Origin of the sequence: Achromobacter agilis, assembly GCF_900496965.1 — a bacterium.
Lineage (GTDB): Bacteria > Pseudomonadota > Gammaproteobacteria > Burkholderiales > Burkholderiaceae_B > Achromobacter > Achromobacter agilis.
This window is the reverse complement of sequence record NZ_UFQB01000008.1, coordinates 20,903-47,039: the sequence shown is the minus strand read 5'-3', so window position 1 is coordinate 47,039 and position 26,137 is coordinate 20,903. Positions and strand designations below refer to the sequence as shown.

General features: G+C 68.3%; 23 protein-coding genes. 16 read left to right on the top strand and 7 right to left on the bottom strand.

Features of this window, described 5'->3' with window-relative positions:
• Positions 1 to 8 precede the first annotated feature (8 nt).
• Genes AGI3411_RS11690 through AGI3411_RS11635 form a run of 12 tightly spaced genes read left to right on the top strand, consistent with a single transcriptional unit; the run spans position 9 to position 12,965 of the window.
• Positions 9 to 1,214, top strand: coding sequence for an ABC transporter substrate-binding protein (locus AGI3411_RS11690; RefSeq protein ID WP_129527541.1), 1,206 nt, complete (start codon positions 9 to 11; stop codon positions 1,212 to 1,214).
• Between the two features lie 2 nt (positions 1,215 to 1,216).
• On the top strand, positions 1,217 to 2,089 hold the full coding sequence (locus AGI3411_RS11685; RefSeq protein ID WP_129527540.1) for a branched-chain amino acid ABC transporter permease: 873 nt from the start codon (positions 1,217 to 1,219) through the stop codon (positions 2,087 to 2,089).
• Positions 2,090 to 2,091: 2 nt separating this feature from the next.
• Positions 2,092 to 3,063, top strand: coding sequence for a branched-chain amino acid ABC transporter permease (locus AGI3411_RS11680; RefSeq protein ID WP_129527539.1), 972 nt, complete (start codon positions 2,092 to 2,094; stop codon positions 3,061 to 3,063).
• Positions 3,056 to 3,811, top strand: coding sequence for an ABC transporter ATP-binding protein (locus AGI3411_RS11675; RefSeq protein WP_129527538.1), 756 nt, complete (start codon positions 3,056 to 3,058; stop codon positions 3,809 to 3,811). Before AGI3411_RS11680 ends, AGI3411_RS11675 begins: the two co-directional genes overlap by 8 nt.
• Before the next feature lie 56 nt (positions 3,812 to 3,867).
• Complete coding sequence (locus AGI3411_RS11670; RefSeq protein ID WP_129527537.1) at positions 3,868 to 4,578, top strand: ABC transporter ATP-binding protein; 711 nt, start codon at positions 3,868 to 3,870, stop codon at positions 4,576 to 4,578.
• A gap of 2 nt (positions 4,579 to 4,580) precedes the next feature.
• On the top strand, positions 4,581 to 5,849 hold the full coding sequence (locus AGI3411_RS11665; RefSeq protein ID WP_129527536.1) for a 3-isopropylmalate dehydratase large subunit: 1,269 nt from the start codon (positions 4,581 to 4,583) through the stop codon (positions 5,847 to 5,849).
• Complete coding sequence (locus tag AGI3411_RS11660; RefSeq protein WP_129527535.1) at positions 5,846 to 6,346, top strand: LeuD/DmdB family oxidoreductase small subunit; 501 nt, start codon at positions 5,846 to 5,848, stop codon at positions 6,344 to 6,346. Before AGI3411_RS11665 ends, AGI3411_RS11660 begins: the two co-directional genes overlap by 4 nt.
• A 10-nt stretch (positions 6,347 to 6,356) precedes the next feature.
• The gene (locus AGI3411_RS11655; protein WP_129527534.1) at positions 6,357 to 8,027 is read left to right on the top strand and encodes a hydantoinase B/oxoprolinase family protein; all 1,671 of its coding nucleotides are present in this window, start codon (positions 6,357 to 6,359) and stop codon (positions 8,025 to 8,027) included.
• On the top strand, positions 8,024 to 10,072 hold the full coding sequence (locus AGI3411_RS11650; protein ID WP_129527533.1) for a hydantoinase/oxoprolinase family protein: 2,049 nt from the start codon (positions 8,024 to 8,026) through the stop codon (positions 10,070 to 10,072). The genes AGI3411_RS11655 and AGI3411_RS11650 overlap by 4 nt, the downstream gene beginning before the upstream one ends.
• Before the next feature lie 9 nt (positions 10,073 to 10,081).
• Entirely contained in the window at positions 10,082 to 10,690 is a 609-nt protein-coding gene (locus AGI3411_RS11645; RefSeq protein WP_208748067.1) for a cysteine hydrolase family protein, read from the top strand.
• Positions 10,687 to 12,120 (top strand): FAD-dependent oxidoreductase, encoded by a 1,434-nt coding sequence (locus AGI3411_RS11640; RefSeq protein WP_129527531.1) that lies wholly within the window; start codon positions 10,687 to 10,689, stop codon positions 12,118 to 12,120. Before AGI3411_RS11645 ends, AGI3411_RS11640 begins: the two co-directional genes overlap by 4 nt.
• Positions 12,102 to 12,965, top strand: coding sequence for an isocitrate lyase/PEP mutase family protein (locus AGI3411_RS11635; RefSeq protein WP_129527530.1), 864 nt, complete (start codon positions 12,102 to 12,104; stop codon positions 12,963 to 12,965). Before AGI3411_RS11640 ends, AGI3411_RS11635 begins: the two co-directional genes overlap by 19 nt.
• A 45-nt stretch (positions 12,966 to 13,010) precedes the next feature.
• Here AGI3411_RS11635 and AGI3411_RS11630 read toward each other — a convergent pair whose 3' ends face one another.
• The 3 genes from AGI3411_RS11630 to AGI3411_RS11620 form a co-directional block, all read right to left on the bottom strand.
• Positions 13,011 to 13,484: an SRPBCC family protein gene (locus AGI3411_RS11630; protein WP_129527529.1), complete on the bottom strand. Its 474-nt coding sequence runs from the start codon at positions 13,482 to 13,484 to the stop codon at positions 13,011 to 13,013.
• Positions 13,481 to 13,825, bottom strand: a complete 345-nt coding sequence (locus AGI3411_RS11625; protein WP_129527528.1) for an ArsR/SmtB family transcription factor — start codon at positions 13,823 to 13,825, stop codon at positions 13,481 to 13,483. The genes AGI3411_RS11630 and AGI3411_RS11625 overlap by 4 nt, the downstream gene beginning before the upstream one ends.
• A gap of 75 nt (positions 13,826 to 13,900) precedes the next feature.
• On the bottom strand, positions 13,901 to 14,527 hold the full coding sequence (locus tag AGI3411_RS11620; protein ID WP_129527527.1) for a chorismate--pyruvate lyase family protein: 627 nt from the start codon (positions 14,525 to 14,527) through the stop codon (positions 13,901 to 13,903).
• Positions 14,528 to 14,641: 114 nt separating this feature from the next.
• On the opposite strand from AGI3411_RS11620, the gene AGI3411_RS11615 reads away from it, so the two are divergent.
• Positions 14,642 to 15,373, top strand: coding sequence for a pseudouridine synthase (locus tag AGI3411_RS11615; protein WP_129527526.1), 732 nt, complete (start codon positions 14,642 to 14,644; stop codon positions 15,371 to 15,373).
• Between the two features lie 85 nt (positions 15,374 to 15,458).
• Here AGI3411_RS11615 and AGI3411_RS11610 read toward each other — a convergent pair whose 3' ends face one another.
• The gene (locus AGI3411_RS11610; protein ID WP_129527691.1) at positions 15,459 to 16,364 is read right to left on the bottom strand and encodes a LysR family transcriptional regulator; all 906 of its coding nucleotides are present in this window, start codon (positions 16,362 to 16,364) and stop codon (positions 15,459 to 15,461) included.
• Between the two features lie 332 nt (positions 16,365 to 16,696).
• Between AGI3411_RS11610 and AGI3411_RS11605 the strand changes: the two genes are divergently transcribed.
• From AGI3411_RS11605 to adeC, 3 genes are read left to right on the top strand one after another with little or no spacing between them, the layout of a single operon-like run.
• Entirely contained in the window at positions 16,697 to 17,896 is a 1,200-nt protein-coding gene (locus AGI3411_RS11605) for an efflux RND transporter periplasmic adaptor subunit (protein WP_425265341.1), read from the top strand.
• A 14-nt stretch (positions 17,897 to 17,910) separates the two neighbouring features.
• Positions 17,911 to 21,093 carry an efflux RND transporter permease subunit gene (locus AGI3411_RS11600; protein ID WP_129527525.1) on the top strand — a complete coding sequence of 1,061 codons (3,183 nt, stop codon included), beginning with the start codon at positions 17,911 to 17,913 and terminating at the stop codon, positions 21,091 to 21,093.
• Positions 21,090 to 22,565, top strand: a complete 1,476-nt coding sequence (adeC, locus tag AGI3411_RS11595) for an AdeC/AdeK/OprM family multidrug efflux complex outer membrane factor (protein ID WP_129527524.1) — start codon at positions 21,090 to 21,092, stop codon at positions 22,563 to 22,565. The genes AGI3411_RS11600 and adeC overlap by 4 nt, the downstream gene beginning before the upstream one ends.
• A gap of 102 nt (positions 22,566 to 22,667) precedes the next feature.
• Here the strand turns inward: adeC and AGI3411_RS11590 are convergent, their stop codons facing one another.
• The 3 genes from AGI3411_RS11590 to AGI3411_RS11580 all read right to left on the bottom strand — a co-directional run bounded on the left by AGI3411_RS11590 (position 22,668) and on the right by AGI3411_RS11580 (position 25,807).
• Complete coding sequence (locus AGI3411_RS11590) at positions 22,668 to 22,919, bottom strand: GlsB/YeaQ/YmgE family stress response membrane protein (RefSeq protein ID WP_129527523.1); 252 nt, start codon at positions 22,917 to 22,919, stop codon at positions 22,668 to 22,670.
• Positions 22,920 to 23,020: 101 nt separating this feature from the next.
• On the bottom strand, positions 23,021 to 23,635 hold the full coding sequence (locus AGI3411_RS11585) for an SCO family protein (RefSeq protein ID WP_129245502.1): 615 nt from the start codon (positions 23,633 to 23,635) through the stop codon (positions 23,021 to 23,023).
• Positions 23,636 to 23,746: 111 nt separating this feature from the next.
• Positions 23,747 to 25,807 (bottom strand): M3 family metallopeptidase, encoded by a 2,061-nt coding sequence (locus tag AGI3411_RS11580; RefSeq protein ID WP_129527522.1) that lies wholly within the window; start codon positions 25,805 to 25,807, stop codon positions 23,747 to 23,749.
• Positions 25,808 to 26,137: the final 330 nt, after the last annotated feature.

Below are 26,137 nucleotides of genomic sequence, written 5' to 3'. Positions count from 1 at the left end.
GATCGCCCATGAATTCGCGCCGCACTTTCCTATATCAATCCGCCGCCGCGGCCGCCCTGGTGTCGGCGCCGTGGGTGGCCCGCTCCCAGGGCGCCAAGCCCGTGAAGGTCGGGATCCTGCATCCGGTGACGGGCGCGCTCGCCTACTCGGGCCAGCAGTGCCGATTGGGCGCCTTGCTGGCGGTCGAGGACATCAATAAGGCGGGCGGCATCAAGTCGCTGGGCGGGGCGCCGTTGGAGGCCGTGCTCGGCGACGCGCAATCGCGGCCCGAAGCGGGGTCGGCGGAAGTCGAGAAGATGAACGAAGCCGGCGTGTCGGCGATCGTCGGCGCCTACGCCTCGGCGATCTGCCTGGCCACGACGCAGACCGCGGCCAAGTACAACCTGCCGCACGTGGTGGACGTGGGCGTGGCCGACCAGATCGTCGAACGGGGCCTGAAGAACACCTTCCGTTTCGGGCCGGGCTATCGCGCCTGTAGCGAACGGGCGATCACCGACCTGGCCGCGTTGAACGACGCCGCGGGCAAGCCGGCCAAGACGGTGATGATCGTGCACGAGGACTCGCTGTTCGGCACGGGCACGGCCGCGCTGCTGTCCAAGTCGCTGCCGCAGCATGGATTCGAGGTGAAGGACGTGGTCAAGCACCCGAACCCCACCCGCGACTTCAACAACATCGTGCTGCGCATGAAGTCCCTCAACCCGGACATTGTCATTCCGGCCAACTACTACAACGAGTACGCCTTGCTGCTGCGCGCGATGAAGCAGCAGAAGGTGCAGCCCAAGGCGATCTACTCGGTGCTCGGGGGCGCGGCGTCCAGCTACAAGTTCCTGAAGGAATTCCCCGACATCGCCAACGGCATCATTGACTGCAACCACTGGTTCAATCCCAAGGACGCGCGCGTCGCTCCGCTGAAGGCGCGCGTCGAGGAGAAGGGCGCCTACTTCAGCTACGAAGTGTTCATGACGTACACCGCGGTGCTGCTGCTGGCGGACGCGCTGGAGCGCGCCAAGTCCGCCGACCGCGCCGCCATCATCGACGCGCTGGCGTCCAGCACGTTCTCGGACAACATCATGCCCTACGGGCCGACCAAGTTCGTGAACGGCCAGAACACCGGCGCGCAGCCGTTGCTGACGCAGGTGATCGGCGGCGACATCAAGGTGGTCATCCCGGCGGACTACCGCCAGGCGGACCCCATCTTCCCGCTGAAGGCCTGAGCATGCTGGACCCGGCCATCCTCTTTTCCTCGGTGCTCAACGGCCTGACCACGGGCGCGGTGTACGCGCTGATCGCCCTGGGGCTGACGCTGATCTACGGCGTGCTGCACATCATCAACTTCGCCCACGGGGCCGCGTTGATGGTTGCGCTGTATGCCGTGTATCTGCTGAAGGAGCGGCTGGGCATCGATCCCTATGCGGCCCTGCCGCTGGTGGTGGCCGGGATGTTCGCGCTGGGCTATGCCTTGCAGCGCTTCGTGATCAACCGCGCCAGCCACGGCAAGGACGAGAACATCCTGCTGGTGACGCTGGGCCTGGCCATCGTGCTGGAAAACCTGGCGCTGGTGTGGTTCAAGTCGGACACGCGCACCATCGACACCGCCTACACGCTGTCCACGGTGGAGATCGGCCCGGCCATGATCGCCTTGCCCAAGGTCATCGCCTTTTGCGGCGCGCTGGCGGTGGCGGCGGTGCTGTTCTGGATCATCCGCAGCACGGACCTGGGCCGCGCCATCCGCGCGGTGGCCAAGGAAAAGCAGGGCGCCAGGCTGATGGGCATCGACGTGGAGAAAGTCTACGCGCTGTCGTTCGGCATCGGCATGGCCTGCCTGGGCGCGGCGGCGTGCTTCCTGCTGCCCGCGTATTACGTGAATCCGCAGGTCGGCGGCGGCTTCGTGCTGGTGGCGTTCACCATCGTGGTGCTGGGCGGCATGGGCAGTTTCGCCGGGGCGCTCGCGGGCGGCCTGCTGATCGGCGTGGTGGAGTCCATCGGAGGCCTGTTCCTGGGCGACTCGCTGGGCCAGATGGGCATTTTCGCGATCTTCATCGCGGTGCTGCTGTTTCGCCCGCAGGGGCTGTTCGGGGCGAGGAGCTGAGCATGGGCAGGGATCTTTTCGCAATTGCGTTGTTCGGCGTGGCGCTGGCGGCCGTGGCGTCGCTGACGCAGTCAGGCGTGACGCTGACCTTCGTGATGATGTCGCTATACGCGGCCCTGCTGTCGCAGGCCTGGAACATCCTGGGCGGCTATGGCGGGCAATTGTCCTTCGGCCATGCGCTGTTCTTCGGCGTGGGCGCCTATGCCCAGGCGCTGGGCCAACTGAACCTGGGCCTGAACCCGTGGCTGGTCCTGCCTCTGGGCATCGCGCTGGGCGCGCTGGCCGGCCTCGCCGTCGGCGGGCTGACCTTCCGCTACGGCCTGAAGGGCTCCTACTTCGCGCTGGTGACGCTGGCGTTCGCCGAGGTGTTCCGCATCCTGGCGCTGTCGGCCTCGTTCACCGGGGGCGGCGTCGGGCTCATGGTGCCGTTGCAGGAAGGCGCGGCCAATATGCAGTTCGGTTCACGCCGCGGCTACATCTATCTGCTGCTCGCCTTCGTGCTGCTGGCGCTCGCCGTCACCGCCTGGCTGCGCCACTCGCGGTTCGGCGCCTACCTGCAGGCGGTGCGCGACAACGAGGACGCGGCGCGCGCCATCGGCGTGAATCCGCTGCGCGTCAAGCTGGGCGGCATCGCGCTGTCGGCGGCGTTCATGAGCGCGGCGGGCGCTTTCTACGTGCAGGTATTCCAGTACATCGACCCGGGCATCGCGTTCGGTCCGGCCGTCTCGGTGGAGGCCCTGGTGGGCGCCATCGTGGGCGGACTGGGCACCTTGTGGGGGCCGGTGCTGGGCGCGGTGGCCCTGCATGCCCTGAGCGACGTGACCCGCAACCTGTTCGGCGAACTGCCGGGCATCAGCATGGTCATCTATGGCACGATCCTCATCGTGATCGTCATGTTCCTGCCGCGCGGCATCACCGGCTGCGGCCAATCGCTGGGCCGGCTGGTCGGCGTCAAGGAGCGGGCCCGTGCCTGAGATCCTGCTGCAAGCGCGCAACCTTTCCATTACCTTCGGCGGCCTGAAAGCGGTCCAGGATGTCAGCCTCGATGTGCCCCAGGGGTCGCTGACCGCCCTGGTCGGCCCGAATGGCGCGGGCAAGACCACACTGTTCGGCCTGCTGTCGGGCTTCCTCAAGCCCGGAACCGGCTCCGTGCATTTCGCGGGCAGCGATATCACCGGCCGTCCGCCGCATGAATCGGCCCGGCTGGGCCTCACCCGCACGTTCCAGATCGTGCAGCCCTTCGGCGCGCAGACGGTGCGGCAGAACATCGCCGTGGGCGCGCACCTGCGCCTGGGCAACCGGCGCGAGGCGCTGGCCGCGGCCGAAGCGGTCGCGGCGCGCGTCAACCTGCAATCCCAGCTGGACCGGCCGGCGGCCGACCTGACGGTGGCCGGGCGCAAGCGGCTCGAACTGGCGCGCGCGCTGGCCACGCAGCCGCGCCTGTTGCTGCTCGACGAGGTGCTGGCGGGGCTGAACCCCAGCGAGATCGACGAGATGATTCCCGTGGTGAAGCGGCTGGTGGACGACGGTGTCACCGTGCTGATGATCGAACACGTGATGCGCGCGGTGATGAGCCTGGCCGAGCATGTGTGGGTGCTGGCCCAGGGCCGGCTCATCGCATCTGGCACGCCAGGCGAAGTCACGCGCGACCCAGCGGTGGTCGAGGCCTACCTGGGCCAGGGCGCGGCGGCCAGGCTGGCCGCGCAGGGAGCGCGGGCATGAGCGCGCCGGGCCGCCCCAAGGGCGAATACCGGAGTGCAAAGCACGAAGGCGACCAAATGAGCGCACTGTTGGAAGTTAAGGGCCTGCGGGCCGGCTACGGACGCATGGAAGTGCTGCGCGGCGTGGACCTGCGAGTCAACGACGGCGAGATCGTGGTGCTGCTGGGCAGCAACGGCGCCGGAAAATCCACGTTGAACAATACGGTGTGCGGGCTGTGCAAGCCTTGGGGCGGATCGGTCCGCTTCGACGGGCGCGACCTGACCGGCCGCCATTACCGGGAAGTGGTCCAGGCGGGCCTGATCCAGGTGCCGGAGGGCCGCCGCGTGTTTCCGAACTTGAGCGTGCGCGAAAACCTGGAACTGGGCTCGTTCACCCGCGCGCGCGAACGCCGGGCGTCCAACCTGGAGAAAGTGCTGTCCATCTTCCCGCGCCTGCGGGAGCGCCTGGCGCAGTTGGCGGGCACCATGTCCGGGGGCGAGCAGCAGATGCTGGCCATCGGACGGGGCCTGATGGCCGAGCCGCGCCTGCTGATCCTGGACGAGCCCTCGCTGGGCCTGTCGCCGCTGATGGTCGAAGAACTGTTCGGCCTGATTCAGCGGCTGCACGGCGACGGGCTGGCGATCCTGCTGGTCGAGCAGAACGTGGGCCAGTCGCTGGAGACGGGGCAGCGGGCCTACGTACTGGAAAACGGGGCGGTGCGCTATAGCGGCGCCTGCTCGGAACTGATGGCCAGCGACGACGTGCGCCGGGCCTATCTCGGGATGTAGCCATGGCCGAGCCTCAAACGCTGGCCCAGAAGTTGATCGCGGCGGCCTGCGGCCGCGACGCGGTCGCCGAGGGCGAGATCGTCACCTGCCAGGTGGACCTGGCGATGTTCCACGACTCCAGCGGTCCGCGCCGCCTGCAGCCCATGCTGCAGGAACTGGGCGCCGCGCTGTGGGACCCGTCCAAGGTGGTGCTGGTGATCGACCATTACGTGCCGGAATCCGACGACGAATCGCGCCGCATCGTGCGCATTGCCCGTGATTGGGCGGCGGGGCAACAACTGCCCAACGTGTATGACTCGGTCGGCATCTGCCACGTGGTCGTGCCGCAGCATGGGCACATCCGCCCGGGCATGTTCTGCGTGGGCGGGGATTCGCATTCGCCCACCGGCGGCGCGTTCGGCGCGTACATGTTCGGAATCGGCAGCACTGAAATGCTGGGTGTGGCCGTCACCGGAAAGATCTGGGTGAAGGTGCCGCAGACGCTGATGATGCGCTGGAGCGGCCGGCTGCCCGCCGGTGTGACCGCCAAGGACATGATGCTGCGCATGATCGGCCGCTACGGCATGAACGGCGGCCGCTACCAGGCCGTGGAATTCTGCGGCGAAGCCGTGCGCGCGCTGTCCATGCAGGAGCGCATGACCCTGTCGAACATGAGCGCCGAGCTTGGTTCGCAGGTGGGGCTGATCGCGCCGGACGACACCACGGAAGCCTACCTGCGGGAGGCGGGCGTCACCGCTGCGCTCGATCTGGCGCGCTGGCGCAGCGACGAAGGCGCCCCGGCGGAATGGCACGATTTCGACGCCGCGGCGCTGGCGCCCCAGGTCGCCGCGCCGCACAGCCCGGCCAACGCGTGCGGCGTGGACGAGTACCGCGGCGTGCCGGTGCAGGTCGCGTACATCGGCGCCTGTACCGGCGCCAAGCTGGAAGACCTGCGCGCCGCGGCCAGCGTGCTGCGCGGACGGCGGCTTTCCGCCGGCATGCGCCTGATGGTGGCGCCCGCCAGCCGGCAGGATCAGCAGCAGGCCGAGCGCGAGGGGATCATGCAGACGCTGATCGCCGCGGGCGCCGACGTGCTGCCCACGACTTGCGGCGCCTGCGCGGGCTACGGCGGATCGATCCCCGATGGGGCCAGCGTCATTTCCACGACCGCGCGGAATTTCAAGGGGCGCATGGGGTCCGAGACCGCTCAGGTCTACCTGGCCTCGCCCTATACGGTGGCGGCGTCGGCCGTCGCCGGCCGCATCGCCGATCCCCGGGAGTTCATGGCATGACCGATCCATCGACGACGCACCGCGTCTGGCGCGTGGGCGCGGATATCGATACCGACGCGCTGGCGCCGGGCGCCTACATGAAGTTCGGCATCGATGAGATCGCGCGACATTGCCTGCAGCGGGTGCGGCCGGAGTTCGCCGCGCAGGCGCGGCCGGGCGACGTGCTGGTGGCCGGGCCGAACTTCGGCATCGGCTCGTCGCGCGAGCAGGCCGCGGCCGCCCTGGTGCGCCTGGGCATCGCCGCGGTGGTTGCGCCGTCCTTCAATGGCCTGTATTTCCGCAATGCGTTCAACGTGGGCCTGCTGCTGCTGACCTGCGCCCAGGCCGAGACCCTGGCCGAGGGCGAGCGCATCACGCTGGATCCCGCCGCCGGGCGCATCGGCCGCGTCCAGGGCGAACCCGCTGAACTGCATTGCGATGCCGTGCCTGGCTTCCTGCTGGAAATGGTGCAGGCCGGCGGACTGTTGAACGTGCTGAAACAGCGCAAATCCCATTAGGAAGAACCCCATGCTAGATCCGGTCACACTCGCTGTCCTGAAGGGCCGCCTGGAACAGATTGCCGACGAGATGGACGCCACGCTGTACCGCAGCGCATTCAACCCCATCATCGCCGAAGCCCATGACGCCTGCCATGGCATGTACGACGCGGCCACCGGCGCGACGCTGGTGCAGGGCAAGTCCGGGCTGCCGGTATTCGTGGGCGCGATGGCCTTCGCGGTCAAGGCCGCGGCCAAGGCGGCCGCCGAGCGCGGCGGGATGGTCGACGGCGACGTCTGGCTGTTCAACGATCCGTACGAGGGCGGCACCCACGCCAACGATTTCAAGCTGGTCCGGCCGGTGTTCCGCGGCGGCGCGCTGTTCTGCTTCCTGGCGTCGGCGGCCCACTGGCACGACGTGGGCGGCGCGGTGCCGGGCAACTACAACCCCGCGGCCACCGAATGCTGGCAGGAAGCCGTGCAGATCCCGCCGGTGCGCATCGTGCGGGCCGGCGTGCTGGACCTGGACGTGCTGGCCATCCTGAAGGCCAACACGCGCCTGCCCGACAGCCTGTGGGGCGACCTGAACGGCCAGTTGGCGGCGCTGGAACTGGGCGCCGGCCGGTTGGATGGCCTGCTGGACGAATACGGCGACGCCACGGTGCTGGAATCCCTGGACACGCTGCGCGAGCGGGCGCGCCGCCTGATGCGCGATCACATCGCGCGCCTGCCCGACGGCGATTACGCCTTCGAAGACATCCTGGACAACGATGGCGTGCGCGACGAGCCGCTGCGCATTGCGCTCAAGCTCAAGATTGAGGGCGAGCGGTTGGTGCTGGACTTCAACGGCACCTCGCCGGCCTGCGCCGGCCCGGTCAATATTTCCCGCGCCACGGCCATCGCCGCCTGCTACGTGGCGCTGAAGCACCTGTTCCCGGATGTGCCGGCCAACGCCGGCGTGCTGGACGCCGTGGAGGTAGTGCTGCCGGACGGCCTGCTCATTTCGGCGGACCGCCCGCGCCCGGTGGGCGGCTACACCGAGACCATCCTGCGCATGATCGACGTGATCTTCTGCGCCATGGCCCAGGCCGAGCCGGCGCGCGCGATGGGGCAGGCCTACGGCACGATCAACGCGCTGTCGATCGCCGGCTACCGCAGCGACGCCGCCCGGCGCGGCCAGCGCTGGGTCATGTTCAGTTTCTTCGGCGGCGGCCACGGCGGCCATTCGGACGGCGACGGGCTCAGCCACGGCAACGCGCCGATTTCCACGGCCACGATCCCGCCGCTGGAAATCCTGGAAGCGGCGTATCCCGTGCGCTTCACGCAATGGGCCCTGCGCCCCGATTCGGCGGGCGACGGCGCGCATCGCGGCGGCCTGGGCGCCATCTATGAAATCGAATTGCTGGAAGACAGCGCCGAGGCGTTCATCTTCGGCGAACGCGGCCGCAGCGCGCCCAAAGGCATCGCCGGCGGCGGCGATGCGGCGTTGAACGTGTTCCGCTACCAGCAGGGCGGCGAATGGCTCGTGCCGCCGATGCGCTCCAAGATGCTGGGCATCCAGCTGCGGCGCGGCGACCGGGTGCGGCTGGAGACGCCGGGGGGAGGCGGCTACGGCGAACCGGCAGCGCGGCCGGCGGCGGCGCGGGAGCACGACCGCAAAATGGGATACGTGAGCGCAATTCTGAAGGAGCAGGCGGCATGAGCGCGGGACAAGGCTTGGTGGTGGGCGTGGACGTGGGCGGAACGTTCACGGATATTTTCGTGCTGGACGAGGCGGCGGGCACCGCAAGCGTGGTGAAAGTGCCTTCCACGCGCGGCGAGGAAGCGCGCGGCTTCATGAACGGCATCGCCCGCGTGGCCGACGGCGCCGACGCCATCGCCACCATCGTGCATGGCACGACGGTGGGCACCAATGCGCTGCTGGAACGCAAGGTGGCGCGCACCGGCATCATCACCACGGCGGGCTTTCGCGACGTACTGGAAATGCGGCGGCGCGACCGGCCCCAGACCTGGGGCCTGCGCGGCAATTACGAACCGGTGGTGCCGCGCGACCTGCGCCTGGAAGTCAATGAGCGAGTGCTGGCGGACGGCACCCTGCATACGCCCGTGGACCTGGACCAGGTGGAATCGGCGGCCCGCGAGCTCCTGGCGCAGGGTTGCGAGGCCGTCTGCCTGTTCTTCGTCAACGCCTACGCCAATCCGGCCAACGAGGCCCAGGCGGCGGCGCGCGTGCGCGCGGTCTGGCCCAATGGCAATGTCACCGCCGCTACCGAGGTGCTTCCGGAAATCCGCGAGTTCGAACGCTGCTCCACGGCGGCGCTCAACGCGGCGCTGCAGCCGGTGGTGGGCAGCTACCTGACGCGGCTGGAATCCGACTTGAACGCCAATGGCTTCGACGGCGAATTGCTGGTGGTGCAGAGCAATGGCGGCGTGATGTCACGCCAGACGGCTTGCGACGTGCCGGTGCGCACGGCGCTCTCCGGTCCCGCGGCGGGGGTGATCGCCTGCGCCGCCATCGCGCGCGCGGCAGGCTTTCCGGATGTGGTCAGCGGCGACATGGGCGGCACCTCGTTCGACGTGTCGCTGGTGGCGGGCGGCGAAGCCTCGCTGTCGGCGCAGACCGCCATCGATTTCGGCATGGTGGTGCGCGCGCCCATGATCCAGATCGAAACCATCGGCGCCGGCGGCGGCTCGATTGCCAGCGTGGACGCTGGCGGCCTGCTGCAGGTGGGGCCCGAGTCCGCCGGCAGCGTGCCGGGGCCGGCCTGCTACGGCCGGGGCAACACTCGGCCCACCGTCACCGATGCCAATGTGCTGCTGGGCCGCATCGCGGCCGAGCGCCCGCTGGGCGGCGGCCTGCTGGCCACGATGGACGTGGAACTGGCGCGCGCCGCGATCGAGGAGCACGTCGCCGGGCCGTTGGGCCTGGACGCATACGCCGCGGCGGAAGCGATACTCACCGTGGCCAACGCCAAGATGGCGGGCGCGATCCGCGTCGTGTCCATCGAGCGCGGCCACGATCCGCGCAAGTTCGCCTACATGCCGTTCGGCGGCGGCGGCGCGCTGCACGTCTGCGCCATGATGAACGAGGTGGATGCCGTCCGCGGCATCGTGCCGCGCTATCCCGGCGTGACCTCGGCGCTGGGCTGCGTCATGGCGGACATGCGCCACGACGGCGTGCAGACTCTGAACGTCGCGCTGGACGCCCTGGACGCGACGGACCTGCTGGCCCGCATTGACGGCCTGGCGCTGGCCTGCCAGGAGCGGCTGGATTCCGCCGGCGTGGCCTTCGAGGGCATACGCGAGAGCATCGAGCTGGACATGCTGTACGTGGGGCAGAGCCACACTGTGCGGGTCGAGGTCGGCCGCGGCGAGCTCGACCGCGCCGGCATCGCCGCCGCCTTCGACCGCGCCTACCTCGCGGCCTTCGGCCGCAGCCTGACCGGCATTCCCGTGCGGATCTTGAACCTGCGCTATGCGCGCATCGGCCAGCGGCCCAAGTTCGACCTGACGCTGCTGGCGCCGACCGGCCAAACCATGCCGGCGGCGCTGGGCACGCAGCCGGTGTTCCACGCCGGCCAGTGGCGCGACGCGGTGCGCTACGCGCGCCTGGACCTGCCGGTGGGCGCGGAGGTGGCCGGGCCGGCCATCCTGGAGCAGCCGGACACCACCATCTGGATCGAGCCGGGCTTCTCCGGCAGCGTCGATTTCCTGGGCAATCTGCTGATTGCCCGCCAGGCTTCCTAGGAGCGGATGATGTCTTCCTTCGATCCCCGCAGCACCGCGCTGGTCGTCATCGACCTGCAAAACGATTTTCTCGCGCCTGGCGGCGCCTATGATCGCGGCGGTGCCGTCAGCCCGCAGGCGCGCGCGTTGCCGGCGCGGGTGGCGCCGGTGGCGCGCGCGCTCAAGGCGCAAGGCGGCTTTGTCGCGGCCAGCCAATTCACGCTGTGGCCGGACGCGCATGGCGAACCGATGATCTCGCCGCACCTGAGGCAATTGCGTCCGTTCCTGCGGAAGGGCGATTTCGCGGCGGGCTCGGCCGGGCAGGCCAACGTGGCGGAACTGGACGGGCTGGTCGACGTGTCCGTCTGGAAGGTCGCGTATTCGGCTTTCTTCAACACGCAGCTCGACTGGGTGCTGCGCCGCGCCGGGATCGCCAACGTGGTGGTCGCCGGCATCGTCACCAATGGCGGCGTGGCCAGCACGGCGCGCGATGCCCATATGCGCGATTATCACGTGTCGGTACTGGCCGACGGTTGCGCCGCGCCCACGCCCGCCATGCACGATGCCGCCCTGGCGGATCTGCGCACGGTGGCCGACGTGCTGACGTGCCAGGAGTTCCTGGGCAGGCTGGCCAAATGAGTTCGCCCGCCGTTCTGCGCGGCGCCGCGCCCGGCGCGGATGCGATGCACGTGCCCGTGGCGATCATCGGCGCGGGGGCCTGCGGGCTGACGGCGGCATTGCGTCTGGCCGATGCCGGCATCGAGACCGTGCTGATTGAACGCGATGCCGTGCCCAGCGGCTCCACCGCTTTGTCGTCCGGCTTCATTCCGGCGGCGGGATCGGCGGCGCAACTCGCCGCCGGCATCGAGGACGACGCGGCGCGCTTTGCCGCCGACATTCAGGCCAAGGCCCATGGCACGGCCGCGCCGCACCTGGTTGCCGCCTATACCGGCGCGGCGGCCGCCGCCCTGGACAATCTGGCGCGCCATGGCCTGGCCTTCGAAGTGCTGGACGGGTTTCTCTATCCCGGCCACACCGCCCGCCGCATGCATACCTTGCCCGAGCGCACCGGCGCGGCGCTGGTCGCCGCGCTGGAGCGCGCGGCCACGGGAGCCGGCGCGTATCTGCTGACCCGCGCGCTGGCGCGCCGGATCTGGGCGGACGAGGACGGCCGCATTTCGGCCGTGGGTTGCGAGCGGCCGGACGGCTCGATGGACGTGATCGGCTGCGATGTGCTGATCCTGGCCTGCAATGGCTTTGGCGGCAACGCGGCGATGGTGGGCGAGCATCTGCCCGCCATGCGCGATGCCGTCTATGGCGGCCATGCCGGTAACGACGGCAGCGCTATCGAGTGGGGCAGGCAACTGGGCGCGCGCCTGGCCGACCTGGGCGGCTACCAGGGCCACGGCTCCTGGGCCACGCCGCAGGGCGCGTTGGTCTCCTGGGCAGTCATGATGGATGGCGGGGTGCAGATCAACCGCGAAGGGCGCCGCTTCCACGACGAGACCCGCGGCTATTCCGAAGCCGCCGTCCACGTGCTCGCCCAGCCGGGCGGCGTGGCCTGGAACGTATTCGACAGCCGCACGCTGGCGCTGGCGCGGGGGTTTCCCGACTTCGTCCAGGCCGAGGCCGGCCAGGCGCTGAAGACCTGCGCCGACCTGCCTGCGCTGGCCGCGCTGATCGGTTGTGGCGCCGACACGCTGGGCCGGACCCTGGCGGATGTCCGTCCCGGCGGGCTGGGCGTGGACGGCCGGCGCTTCGAGCGCGCGCTGCAGGCGCCGTACCACGCCGTCAAGGTGACAGGGGCGCTGTTCCATACCCAGGGCGGGCTGGACATCGACGCGCAATGCCGCGTCCTGGACCGCGCCGGCCTGGCCTTGCCGAACCTGCTGGCGGCGGGCGGCGCCGCCCGCGGCGTGTCGGGCAACGACGTGTCGGGCTACCTGTCCGGCAATGGCCTGCTCAGCGCGGTGGCGGGCGGACATATCGCCGCGGCCACCGCGGCGGCATTGCTGAAACGCGAGCTCGTCCAGGACTCAGGAAATCAACCATGCAGAACCAGAATCTGAAAGCGCAACTCGCGGCCGGCGCCGTGCTGGCGCCGGGCATCTATGACGCCCTGTCGGCCTTGATCGCCGAGCAGGCCGGTTTCGGCGCGCTCTATCTGTCCGGGGCGTCGATCGCCTATACGCGGCTGGGCCGCTCGGACATCGGCCTGACCACCTATACCGAAGTCGAAGACGCGCTGGCCCGCATCACCGAACGCGTGTCGGCGCCGGTCATCGTGGATGCCGACACCGGTTTCGGCAATGCGCTGAACACGCAGCGCACGGTGCGCGGCTTCGAGCGCGCGGGCGCGGCCATGATCCAGCTGGAGGACCAGACCTTCCCCAAGCGCTGCGGCCACCTGGACGGCAAGACGGTGATCCCGGCGGCCGAAATGTGCGGCAAGCTGCGGGCGGCGGTGGACGCGCGCGTGCACGCGTCGACGCTGATCCTGGCGCGCACGGACGCCGTTGCGGTGGAAGGGCTGGAGGCCGCGCTGGACCGCGCCGACCAGTACCTGGAAGCCGGCGCGGATGCGCTCTTCATCGAGGCGCTGCGCACGCCCGCGCAGATGCAGGCGGCCTGCGACCGCTATGCGCGGCGCGTGCCGCTCCTGGCCAATATGGTGGAAGGCGGCAAGACGCCGGTGCAAAGCGCCGAGGCCCTGACCGCCCTGGGATTCCGCATCGTCATCTTTCCGGGTGGCACTGCGCGCGCCGTGGCCCACACCTTGCAGGGCTACTACGCCAGCCTGCGCCGCCACGGCACCACGGCGCCGTGGCGCGACGGGATGCTGGACTTCGACGGGCTGAACGAGGTTATCGGCACGCCGGAACTGCTGGCGCGCGGCAAGGCCTACGAGGGATAAGGCGCAGGCGTCCCGGCGAGGGCGCCCGCGCGCGGCCCGCAGCCGTCAATGCAGTTCGGCCACGCCGGCCTGGACTATCTCGGCCAGGCGGTCCAGGCCGGTTTCCGTGCCGATCCGCCGCCCTTGCACGCCGCTGCCGTCCAGCAGGGCAACCTGCTCGGTGAAGCGCAACAGGGTGCCCGCGCCTGCGGGCACGAACTCCACCGTGACCAGCGAGGCCGATATGCGTTGCCCGCCCGCACTCATTTCGTAGGCGCAGATGAGGCGTTGCCCGGGCACGATGTCGAGATAGGCCGCCCGGTAGGTCTGCTCCGCGCCTTCGGAGGTGCGCCAGCGTTTGAGTTCCGTTCCGCCGACACGGAAGTCGAAGTGTTCTTCCTGCACCGTCCAGTCGGGGTGGCAAACGATCCAGCGCTCCTTCAGCCGGGGTTCCGACCAAAAGCGGAAAGCGTCCCGCGGGCTGGCGGGTAGCTCGCGTTCGATGACGAACGTGGCGTGTTCGATGGCAGGGAGGGTCATAGTGTGTCGTCCTCAGGAGGGATATCGTGCATGGCCAGCACGAGGCGGTCGAAGGCCGCCTCCATCGCGGCCTCCCGTTGGCGCACCCAATCGTCGATCTGGCGGAAAGCGCCGGGCCGCATGCGGTAGGTCCGGCTGCGCCCGGCCTTTTCCGACATGACGATGCCCCCGTGTTCCAGCAGCTGCAGGTGCTTGACCGCCGAAGGCAGCCTCAACCCGGCCGGTTCGGCCAGTTGCTTGACGGTGGCGGGGCCCCGGCTGAGCTGTTCCACCATGGCTCGCCGGTTGGGGTCGGCCAGGGCGGTGAACAGCAGATCGAGCGGGCGCTGCGAGGTTTCCATTGCCTTTCCAATAGTTTCCGTTATTGGAAACTATGCGCGCGCCAACAGGCGCGTGTAAAGGCGAGACGGAAAAAACTAGCGCGCGCCCGGCGTGCGCTGGTGGGGTTGCAGCGGAGGCGCCGCCCGGCCGGCGGTCAGGTTCCAGAAGCCGGGCAGGAAGCATTCGGCCACGAGCAGCGGCTGGCCCATGCGCCAGAACACCGAACGGCGCGCCCAGACGCGGACCGCTTCGGGATCCTGGCGCCCGGCGTGCAGCGCCTGCAAGGCCGTCGCATGGAAGGGCACCGGCGAAGCCAGGCGGCGGCAGGCGAAGGGCGAGCGGATGACTGTGCGGTCGTGGTAGAGCATGTCCGCCAGCGGCCGCGTCGACAGGCGCCGCATGCCCTGCCAGGCGCCGTGCGATGCCGTGAGCGGCGTGAGGCTGCGGGCCGGCACGCTGTCCACGCCGTCGACCGACATCAATACTTCGCGCACCCAGACCGGGCTGCCGGGGGCAATGCGCATGGCGCGCGCCTCGTCCGGCGGCGCGCCGTCGGAGTATTCGGCCAGCACGCGCAGGCGGACGTGGCCCACCTGGCGCAGGCCGGCGGTCAGCGCGCCGGGACGGAACAGCCAATGTCGCATGGCGGGGGGCAACAAGGGCGGGGCGGCCGCCAGCCAGCCCGGAGCGAGGGGAGGGGGAAGTACTGCTTGGCTAGTCATGGCTGCGTATTATGCCAAGAGCGCTGCGCGCCGCGGGCGCCCGCCCTGCGGCGCATTGCCGCAGCCGCGTCCGGTACACGCGTCCGTTACACGCGTCCGCATACAATACCGCCCATGGAAAAAGTACGTATCTCCAAGCTCATGTCCGAGCGTGGGCTGTGTTCGCGCCGCGAGGCCGACGCCTATATTGAACGCGGCTGGGTCCGCGTGGACGGCGTCGTGGTGTCCGAATTGGGCGCCCGGGCGTTCCCCGATCAGGCCATTACGCTGGAACGCGCCGCACAGGCCCGCCAGACCTCGCGCGTCACCATCCTGATCAACAAGCCGGTGGGCTATGTGTCGGGCCAGGCCGAGAAGGGCTATACGCCCGCCGTCGCCTTGATCGATGCCCGCTCGCGCTACGCGGGCGACCGCGAGCCGCGGCGCTTCGAGCGCGGGCACCTGGACGGGCTGGCGGTCGCCGGCCGCCTGGACATCGATTCGCAAGGGCTGCTGGTGCTGACGCAGGACGGCCGCATCGCCAAACACCTGATCGGTGAAGATTCCAGCGTGGACAAGGAGTACCTGGTGCGGGTGCAGGGCGGCCTGTCCGAAAACGGGCTGGCGCTCCTGAACCACGGCCTGTCGCTGGATGGCAAGGCGCTCAAGCCGGCGCAGGTGCGCTGGCAGAACAACGACCAGCTGCGCTTCGTGCTGCGCGAAGGCAAGAAACGCCAGATCCGCCGCATGTGCGAACTGGTCGGCCTGAAAGTGGTGGGCCTGAAGCGCGTGCGCATCGGGCGGGTGTCGCTGGGCGACCTGCCGCTGGGGCAATGGCGCTACCTGCGCGAAGACGAGCGTTTCTGAAGGTTTTCCCAGCCCCGATTGATCGATTTTCCCGACATCAGTTGCCGGTGAGCGCGAGTTTTTTCAGTCTGTTTCCGATTCGGGGCTATGTCATGAAAGCGGGAGTATCCTTCGCCTGCCCGCTGCTGCCCAGGCGCTCCATCAGGAATTCGATGAAGATCCGGGTCTTGGCGGGGAGAAGCCGCGTCTCCGTGACCGCGTAGACCGGGAACGGCCCCAACTGCCAGTCCGGCAGCACCCGCTGCAATTGGCCTGATTGCTGTTCGGCCATCTGGCCGCCCACGAGCACCGCAATACCCGCGCCGAGCATGGCCAGGCGCCGGGCCATGGCGACGCCGTTGACGGAAAAGCGGTTCCCTGGCGTGAATTCGATGTGCTGGCTGCCATTGGTCAATGGCCAGCGGGTGACGCGTCCGGCGCCTTCCGCGCGGAACTCTATGCACTCGTGCCGGGTCAAGTCGCTGGGGTGCCGGGGTTCGCCGTGTTTCTCGAGGTAGTCGCGCGAGGCGTACAGATGGGCGGGCAGCATGCCCAGCAGCCTCGCAATCTGTGTCGAGTCGGGCAGTTCGCCGATCTCGATGGAAATATCGCAGGTCTGGAACACGCGCGACGCGTGGTCCGGATTGGCCAGATCCAGGAAAAAGGTGACGTCGGGGTAGCGGCGGGAAAATTCCATGAACGATTCAGCCAGGAAATCCGTGCCGAAATCCGCCGGCATGTTCACCCGCAGCGGTCCGGCGGGCGTATCCACCAGCTTCTGCAGTTCTTCATGGGCGATCTGCGCCTCCGCCACGATGTGCTGGCAGCGTTCGAAGTACAGGCGGCCGGCGTCCGTGAGTTCGACCTTGCGCGTGGTGCGGCTGAGCAGCCGCAGGCCGACGGATCGCTCCAGTTCGGCCACCTGGCGCGACAGGGTCGACTTCGGGACGCCGAGCGTCGCCGCGGCGCGGCTGAAGCTGCGCGTTTTCGCGACTTCGACGAAAAGTTCCATGCCTTGCAAGCGTTTCATGGCGGAATTCTGTCATATCAAGGGTTTGGAAATTGTCCCATAAATGGAATGATGTTTTCTCAACATGCCCCTTTGTTTCTGGGGCGGGATAACTCAGAATGCGGGTTCTGCAATGCAGCAATGCGACAAAGCCCAGCCTGCGTGTTCGAGGCAAATCCACCCGGCCGATTCACGCGGACCGCATCCGCTCGGTCCGGGGGGGGCGCTTTTTTCCGCCGGAGCCGCCCCAAGGCAAAACCGCTCTGCAGAGGGGCCGCTGGCCCCGCGCGACGGGTGCGGCATGGGTACTTTTTTGGAAATCGGGAATGCAATCTATGAATAAGAAAAGCGCTATGTGGCGCGGCGCGGCAATTGCCACGTTGACGGCATCGGCACTCACGTTGGCCGCCTGCGGCAAGAAGCAAGAGGCGCCCCAGGCGGGCAAGCCACAGGTAACGGTCGTGACTCTTACTGCGCAACCGGTTTCCCTGACCACCGAATTGCCGGGCCGGACCGCGCCGTTCCGCGTGGCCGAGGTGCGGCCGCAGGTCAACGGCATCGTCCAGAAGCGGCTCTTCACCGAAGGCGGCGAGGTCAAGGCGGGGCAGCAGCTCTACCAGATCGATCCCGCGCTCTACCAGGCCAGCCTCGACAGCCAGAAGGCCGCGCTGGCGCGCGCGCAGGCGCAGCAGAAAACCGCTGCGCTGCTGGCCGAGCGCTACAAGCCGCTAGTGGCCACCCGCGCCGTCAGCCAGCAGACCTACGATAACGCGGTCGCCTCGCGTGACCAGGCCACCGCCGACGTGCTGTCGGCCAAGGCCGCGCTGGAGACTGCGCGCATCAACCTGGTCTATACCAAGGTGCTGTCGCCCATCGGCGGCATCATCGGCCGCTCGGCGGTGACCGAGGGCGCGCTGGTCACGGCCAACCAGACCTCGGCGCTGGCCGCGGTGCAGCAGATCGACCCGATCTACGTCGACGTCACCCAATCCAGCGTCCAGCTGCTGCGCCTGCAGAATGCGTTGGCCAGCGGCCAGCTGAAGAAGGCCGACGGCGAACAGTCCGCGCTCGTCACGCTCACGCTGGAAGACGGCTCGCAATACGCGCAGCAGGGCAAGCTCCAGTTCTCGGAAATCACGGTGGACCAGGGCACGGGCTCGGTCACGCTGCGCGCGGTGTTCCCCAACCCGGACCGCCGCCTGCTGCCGGGCATGTTCGTGCGCGCGCGCCTGGCCGACGGCGTGGCCGCCGACGGCCTGCTGGTGCCGCAGCGCGGCGTGACGCGCAACCAGCGCGGCCTGCCCACGGCGCTGGTGGTCAATGCCAAGAACCAGGTCGAACTGCGTGAACTGAAGACCGACCGCACCGTCGGCGACAAGTGGCTGGTCACCGACGGCCTGGCCGCCGGCGACAAGGTCATCGTGGAAGGCGTGCAGATGGTGCGCCCGGGAGTTGAAGTGATCGCTTCCGAGGCCAGCGCCAATGCGCCGCAAACGCAACAACCGCAAGCGGCCGCCGCGGCGAAGCAGCAGTAGTCAGGGAGCCTTGCATGGCAAAGTTTTTTATCGATAGGCCGGTTTTCGCCTGGGTGATCGCAATCGTGCTGATGATGGCCGGTGCGCTGTCCATCCTGAAGCTGCCGGTCTCCCAATATCCCAACATCGCGCCGCCGGCCATCGGCATCGCGGTGACCTACCCGGGCGCTTCCGCGCAGACCGTGCAGGACACCGTGGTGCAGGTGATCGAGCAGCAGATGAATGGCCTGGACGGCCTGCAGTACATCTCGTCGGAAAGCAACTCCGACGGCAGCATGTCCATCACCTTGACCTTCACCCAGGGCACCAACCCCGATACGGCGCAGGTGCAGGTGCAGAACAAGCTGTCGCTGGCGCAGCCGCTCCTGCCGCAGGAAGTCCAGCAGCAGGGCATCCGCGTCACCAAGGCCACCAAGAACTTCCTCATCGTGGCGGGCTTCGTGTCCACCGATGGCACGATGACCAAGGACGACCTGGCCGACTACGTCGCGTCCTACGTCCAGGATCCCATCAGCCGCACGCAGGGCGTCGGCGACTTCCAGCTGTTCGGCTCGCAGTACGCGATGCGCATTTGGTTGGATCCGGCCAAGCTCGTCAATTACGGTTTGACCACGGTCGACGTGGTCACGGCGATCAAGGAGCAGAACGTGCAGGTGTCGTCCGGGCAGCTGGGCGGCCTGCCGTCCGTGCGCGGCCAGCAGCTGAACGCCACCATCATCGGGCCGTCGCGTCTGTCGACGCCGGAAGACTTCGGCAGCATCCTGCTCAAGGTCGACGCCGACGGTTCGCAAGTGCGCTTGCGCGACGTCTCCAGCATCGAGCTGGGCGGGCAGACCTACGCCATCGACAGCTTCTACAACGGCAAGCCCGCCTCGGGCCTGGCCATCAAGCTGGCGCCGGGCGCCAACGCGCTGGATACGGCGCAGGCGGTGCGCGACACCATCAACAACCTCAAGCCCTATTTCCCGCCGGGCATGGACGTCGTCTATCCGTACGACACGACGCCGTTCGTCAGCCTGTCGATCCATGAGGTGTTCAAGACGCTGGTGGAGGCCATCATCCTGGTCTTCCTGGTGATGTACCTGTTCCTGCAGAACTTCCGCGCCACCATCATCCCCACGCTGGCCGTGCCGGTGGTGCTGCTGGGCACGTTCGCGGTGCTGGCGGCATTCGGATACTCCATCAACACCTTGACCATGTTCGGCATGGTGCTGGCCATCGGCCTGCTGGTGGATGACGCCATCGTGGTGGTCGAAAACGTGGAGCGCGTGATGGCGGAGGAGGGCCTGACACCCAAGCAGGCCACCCGCAAGTCCATGTCGCAGATCACCGGCGCGCTGATCGGCATCGCCATGGTGCTGGCGGCCGTGTTCATTCCGATGGCCTTCTTCGGCGGCTCCACGGGCGTGATCTACCGCCAGTTCTCGATCACCATCGTGTCCTCCATGGTGCTGTCCGTGATCGTGGCCATCGTGTTCACGCCGGCCTTGTGCGCGACCCTGCTCAAGCCCATCCCCAAGGGCCACCATGGCGCGAAGCGCGGCTTTTTCGGCTGGTTCAACCGCGCCTTCGATCGCAGCAGCCATGGCTACGCCAACACCGTGGCGCGCGGGCTGAACCGCAGCAAGCGTCTGATGGTGATCTATCTGGCGCTGGTCATCGCCATGGGCTGGATGTTCACCCGCATCCCGACCGCCTTCCTGCCGGACGAAGACCAGGGCATTCTGTTCGCCCAGATCCAGACTCCGGCCGGCGCCACGGCGGAAAGCACCAAGGCCGTCATCGACGACGCCACCAAGTACCTGCTGACCGAGGAAAAGGACGCCGTCACTTCCGTGTTCGCGGTCAACGGCTTCAACTTCGGCGGCCGCGGCCAGAACGCGTCCATCCTGTTCATCAAGCTGCGCGATTGGGAAGAACGCGGCGACGCCCGCCTCAAGGCCGGCGCCGTGGCGGGGCGCGCCAACGCGCACTTCGCCAAGACCGAACGCCGCGCCCAGCTGTTCGTGGTGCCGCCGCCCTCCGTGATGGAACTGGGCAACGTCACCGGCTTCGATTTCCAGCTGATGGACCGCGCCGGCGTGGGCCACGAGAAGCTGCTTGCCGCGCGCAACCAGCTGCTGGGCGAAGCGGCCAAGAGCCCGATCCTGCGTGGCGTACGCCCCAACGGTATCGAAGACGCGCCTCAGTACCAGCTCGACATCGACCGCGAAAAGGCGCGCGCGCTGGGCGTGGCGGTGTCGGACATCAACAGCACGCTGGCTACCGCGTGGGGGTCGTCGTACGTCAACGACTTCATCGACCGCGGCCGCGTGAAGAAGGTGTTCGCGCAGGGCGAGGCATCCTCGCGCATGCTGCCGGAAGACCTGAACAAGTGGTACGTGCGTAACAACGCGGGCGATATGGTGCCGTTCTCGGCGTTCGCCAAGGCCACCTGGAGCTTCGGCCCGCAGAAGCTGAACCGCTATAACGGCGTGCCGTCCTATAACATCCAGGGCCAGGCGGCGCCGGGCTACAGCTCGGGCGCGGCGATGGAGGAAATGGAACGGTTGGCGTCCAAGCTGCCGGTGGGCGTGGGCTTCGAATGGACGGGACTGTCGTTCGAAGAACGCCTGTCCGGCGCCCAGGCGCCGGCGCTCTACGCCATTTCGCTGATCGTGGTGTTCCTGTGCCTGGCCGCGTTGTACGAAAGCTGGACGATCCCGTCCGCGGTGATGCTGGTGGTGCCCCTGGGTATCATCGGGGCGCTGCTCGCCACGTTGATGCGGGGCCTGTCCAACGACGTGTACTTCCAGGTGGGCCTGCTGACGACCATCGGCCTGGCGGCCAAGAACGCGATCCTGATCGTGGAATTCGCCAAAGAGCACTACGAGGCGGGCGCCAGCCTGACGGAATCGGCCATCCATGCCGCCCGCCAGCGCCTGCGTCCCATCCTGATGACGTCCCTGGCGTTCATCCTGGGCGTGACCCCGCTGGCGATCTCGTCCGGCGCCGGTTCGGGCAGCCAGAACGCCATCGGCACGGGCGTGATCGGCGGCATGCTGACCGGCACCTTCCTGGCCATCTTCTTCGTCCCGGCCTTCTTCGTGATCATGCTGCGCGTGTTCAAGGTCAAGCGCATGAGCGAAAACCTCGACAAGCACGACGTCAGCGCCAACGGCTCGCAGGACGTGTCCGCGGAAGGACAATCGCAATGAAATTCCCGATGAGAACCTTGCTGTCTGTGTCCCTGGCGGCGGCCCTGGCGGGCTGCTCGCTGGCCCCCACCTACGAACGCCCCGACGCGCCGGTCGACGCGGCCTATCCCGCGGGCGAGGCCTACAAGGCGGCCCAGCCGGCCGACCCGGGCGGCCTGTCCACGGCCGATATCGGCTGGCGCGATTTCTTCGGCGATCCGCTGCTGCAACAGTTGATCGAGCAGTCGCTGGCGAACAACCGCGACCTGCGCGTGGCGGCCCTGAACGTCGAGGCGGCGCGTGCGCAGTACCGCATCCAGCGCGCCGATCTGATGCCCAGCGTGGGCGTCGCGGGCCAGGAAACCGCCCAGCGCACGCCGGCGGACCTGTCTGCCAGCGGACGCGCCACCACCAGCCACAGCTACCAGGTCGGCGCCGCGATGTCCGCCTGGGAGCTGGACCTGTTCGGCCGCATCCGCAGCCTGAGCGAACAGGCGCTGGAGTCCTACCTGGCGTTGGACGAAACGCGTACGGCGACCCAGCTTACGCTCATCGCCGAGGTGGCCAACGCCTACCTGACCATGCGCGCCGACCAGGAACTCCTGGCCCTCACGCGCGACACGCTCAAGAGCCAGGAGGATTCCTTCAAGCTCACGCAGCAGAGCTATGACCAGGGGCTGTCCACGTCGCTGGACCTGAGCCAGGCGGAAGTGTCGCTGCGGACCGCGCAGCGCAACCTGTCGCAGTACACGCGGCAGGCCGCGCAGGACCGCAACGCGCTGGTGCTGCTGGTGGGCCAGCCGCTGTCGCCCGAGATGACGGCGGCGCTGGACAGCGCGGTCAAGCTCGACGACGGCATGCTGCCGACCACGCTGCCCGCCGGGCTGCCGTCGGACCTGCTGGCGCGGCGCCCGGACATCCGCGCGGCCGAGCACCAGTTGAAGGGCGCCAACGCGAATATCGGCGCTGCGCGCGCCGCGTTCTTCCCGACCATCAGCCTGACCGGCTCGGCCGGCACGGCCAGCGCCAGCCTGGGCGGCCTGTTCGAAGGCGGTTCGGGCGCCTGGAGCTTCGTGCCCCAGATCACCGTACCGATCTTCGCCGGTGGTTCGCTGCTGGCCGGCCTGGACCTGGCGAAGGTGCAGAAGAACATCCAGGTGGCGCAATACGAGAAGTCCATCCAGACGGGCTTCCGCGAGGTGGCCGATGCCTTGGCCGGGCGCGGCACGCTGGACGAGCAGATCCAGGCGCAGCAATTGCTGGTGGCCGCCAACCAGCGGGCCTACGACGCGTCCGACCAGCGCTTCCGCCAAGGCATCGACGACTACCTGAGCGTGCTGGATTCGCAACGTTCGCTCTACAGCGCGCAGCAGGCCTTGGTCGATACCCGCCTGGCGCGCCTGGCCAATCTGGTCACCCTGTACAAGGTGCTGGGCGGCGGCTGGACCGAGCGCACGGCTGCGGCGCCGGCCGCTCCGGCGCAGGCGGGCTAGCCGCGGATGGCGCCGCCGAGTAGCAGAACCGGCCGGCCGCCGCGATCGGCCTGCCAATGAAAAACGCCCCCGAAAGGGGGCGTTTTCCTTGGGGCGCGTGTGTCAGGCGCGCTTCTTGGCGATCAGGCCAACCACGAACAGCACGACGATCGCGCCGACGACCGAACCGATCCAGCCCGCTGGCTCGCCCGGGGCGTACCAGCCCAGGGACTGGCCCAGGAAACCGGCGACCACGGAGCCGACGATACCCAGAATGGTGGTCATGATGATTCCCATGTTCTGGTCTCCGGGCATGACAGCGCGGGCGATCAGGCCCACGATGAACCCGACGATGATCATGATGATGATGCTCATGCGCGTACTCCTTGGCTAGAGTAAAAGGGGCAGTGTGCACAGATGATACCCATGCCCCGGTCGTGCCGGCTGTAACAACTGGTATGCGGCGGCCGGCCGCCTCAGGAGGTCAGGTCGATGAGCTGGCGCACGTCCTTGGTCAGGGCTTCGATGCTGTCGGTGTCCGAGGCCAGCAGGCGCGCCTTGCCGTCCTTGTCGAAAATGTACACGCCGCGGCTGTGCGTGACCTCGTACATGTCCGCGTCGTCGCCCGGGCGGGGCTTCTCGATCTGGTAGGCCACGCGGTAGCGGCGCGCCAGGTCGGCGATCTGTTTTTCGTCGCCGGTCACGCCGATGGCGTTGTTGTTGAAGGCATTGACGTAAGCCTGCAGGATGTCGGGCGTGTCGCGGTGCGGATCCACGCTGACGAACAGGATGCGCACGTCGCGGGCCTTGTCGCCCAGGTTCTGCAGCACGGCGGTCAGCTGCGCCATGGTGGTGGGGCAGATGTCCGGGCAGCTGGCGTAGCCGAAGAACAACAGCACGGTCTTGCCCTTCAGGTCGTCGCTGCTGACCGTCTTGCCGCCTGCGCCCGGGAGCGAAAATTTCAGGTCGGGCAGGTGCCCCTTCACGTTGTAGAGCGTCCAATCGACGTTCCTGTCGCCGCAGGCGGCAAGGAATACGCACAAAGCCAGCAGCAGACCGCGCCAGGCGCGGCCGGAAATGAGGTGTCGCATGAGTCCGAAGGCCGGTTGGAGGGTAAACCTTTCGATTCTACCCGCAAGCCGCGCCCCGAAAGCGGAACGGCCCGCGCAGGGCGGGCCGTCCGATGCCGACGCAGGGGCGCGTCAGGCGGGCGTCATGCCGCTATGGCGCAGCAAGGCGTCGATGCGCGGCGCGCGTCCGCGGAAGGCGGCGAAGGATTCGGCCGCCGGGCGCGAGCCGCCCACCGCAAGCACTTCGCGGCGGAAGCGGGCGCCCGTGACGGGATCGAGCGTGCCCAGCGCATTGCCGGCCTGGGCCGCTTCCTCGAACGCTTCATAGGCGTCGGCCGACAGCACCTCCGCCCATTTGTAGCTGTAGTAGCCGGCGCCGTAGCCGCCCGCGAACAGGTGCGAGAAGGCATGCGGGAAGCGGTGCCAGGCGGGCGGAAACAGCACCGCCACTTCCTTGCGCACTTCCTGCAGCAGGTCCAGCACTTCGCCGATGGAGGCGCCCTTGGCGCGATCGTGCATCAGCATGTCGAACAGCGCGAATTCGATCTGGCGCACCGTCTGCATGCCGCTCTGATAGTTGCGCGCGGCGAGCAGGCGGTCGTAGAGGGCGCGGGGCAGGGGTTCGCCCGTGTCGACGTGGGCGGACAGCTTCTGCACCACGGCCCATTCCCAGCAGAAGTTCTCCATGAACTGCGACGGCAGCTCGATGGCGTCCCATTCCACGCTGGCGAAGGCCGCGGCGCCCGGCTCGTCCACCTCGGACAGCAGGGCATGCAGGGCATGGCCGGTTTCATGGAACAGCGTGATGACGTCGTCGTGCGTGAGGACGGCGGCGCGGTCGCCGTTGGGGCGCGAGAAGTTGCAGGTGAGGTAGGCGATGGGCGTCTGCACCTTGCCGGCCACGACGCGGCGCGTGCGTTCGCTGTCGACCCAGGCGCCGCTTTGCTTGCCGGAGCGCGCGTACAGGTCCAGGTACAGGTGGCCGATGAGCTTGCCGTCCGGGCTTTCCACGCGCACGCCGCGCACATCGCCATGCCACGACGACACCGGCGTTTCCGCCAGGCGCACGTCGAACAGGGTTTCGATGACGTCGAACAGCCCCGCCAGCACGCGCGGTTCGGTGAAGTATTGCTTCACTTCGTCCTCGGAATAGGCGTAGCGCGACTCGCGCAGGCGCTCGGAGGCGTAGGGCACGTCCCAGGGCTGCAGTTCGTCCAGCCCGAGCTCGGCGGCGGCATAGGCTTTCAGCTCGGCCAGGTCGCGCTGGGCGAAGGGCTTGGCGCGCGCCGCCAGGTCGCGCAGGAATACGGTGACTTCCTGGGCGTCGCGGGCCATGCGGGTCTGCAGGCGCAAGGCCGCAAAGGTGCCCAGGCCGAGCAGGCCGGACTCTTCGGCGCGCAGCGCCAGCAGCTCTTCGATCAGGGGGGAATTGTCGAACTTGGCGTCGCCCTGTTCGGATGCCACCGTGCCGTAGCCGCGGTACAGCGCCTCGCGCAGCGCGCGGTCCTGGGCGTACTGCATGACGGGCAGGTAGCAGGGCATCTTCAGCGTGAGCTTCCAGCCCGGCTTGCCGTCTTCCTCGGCGGCGGCGCGGGCGGCGGCCCGCACGTCGGCGGGAATGCCGGCCAGGCGCGACTCGTCCTCGATCAGCAGCGACCAGGCATCGATCGAATCCAGCACGTTTTCGGAGAACTTCTGCGAGGCCTGGGCCTCGCGGTCGGAAATGGCGGCGTAGCGTTCGCGGTCGGCGCCTTGCAGCTCAACGCCGCTCAGGCGGAAATCGCGCAGGGCCATTTCCACGATGCGGCGGCGCACCGGCGTCCAGGTGGCGAAATCGGGGGCGGCGGCCAGGCGCTGGTACTGCTTGTACAGGCCTTCGTGCAGGCCGACCCAGGTGGAAAATTCGGTCACCAGGGGCAGGGCGGCGTTGTAGGCCTCGCGCAGCGCCGGCGTATTGACCACGGCGTTCAGGTGGCCGGCCACCGACCAGGCGCGCCACAGGCGTTCCGAGGCGGTATCCAGCGGCTCTACCACGGCTTCCCAGGTGGGCGCGAGCGCGGCGTCGGCAGCTTGGTCGACCGCCTGGCGGGCGATGCCCAGCAGTGCTTCGACCGCGGGCACGATGTGTTCGGGCTTGACGGCCGCGTAATCGACCAGATCGGAAACAGGGGCAAGCAAGGGGTTCTGGGACATAGCGGTAGCGGCGTGAATGAGGGCGGGCGATGGATAAAGATCAGGTAGGGACGAAATACCCGAATGCAAGGTGCGCCGGCGAAGGCGGTGGAGCAGGTGTCTGACACCGTGGCGACGCAAGTGTCTGACACCCCTACGGGACGACCGTCAGGCTGTCAGGATCGTTCCCGGGTGTCAGACACCCACGGAGAGGCAGGCTCGACACAAGTGTCTGACACCCCTACGGGATGACCGTCAGGCTGCCAGGATCGTTCCCGGGTGTCAGACACCCACGGAACGCCCAGGCAAAGCAACGGTCATCTCCTCGGGTGTCAGACACAACGGACATCT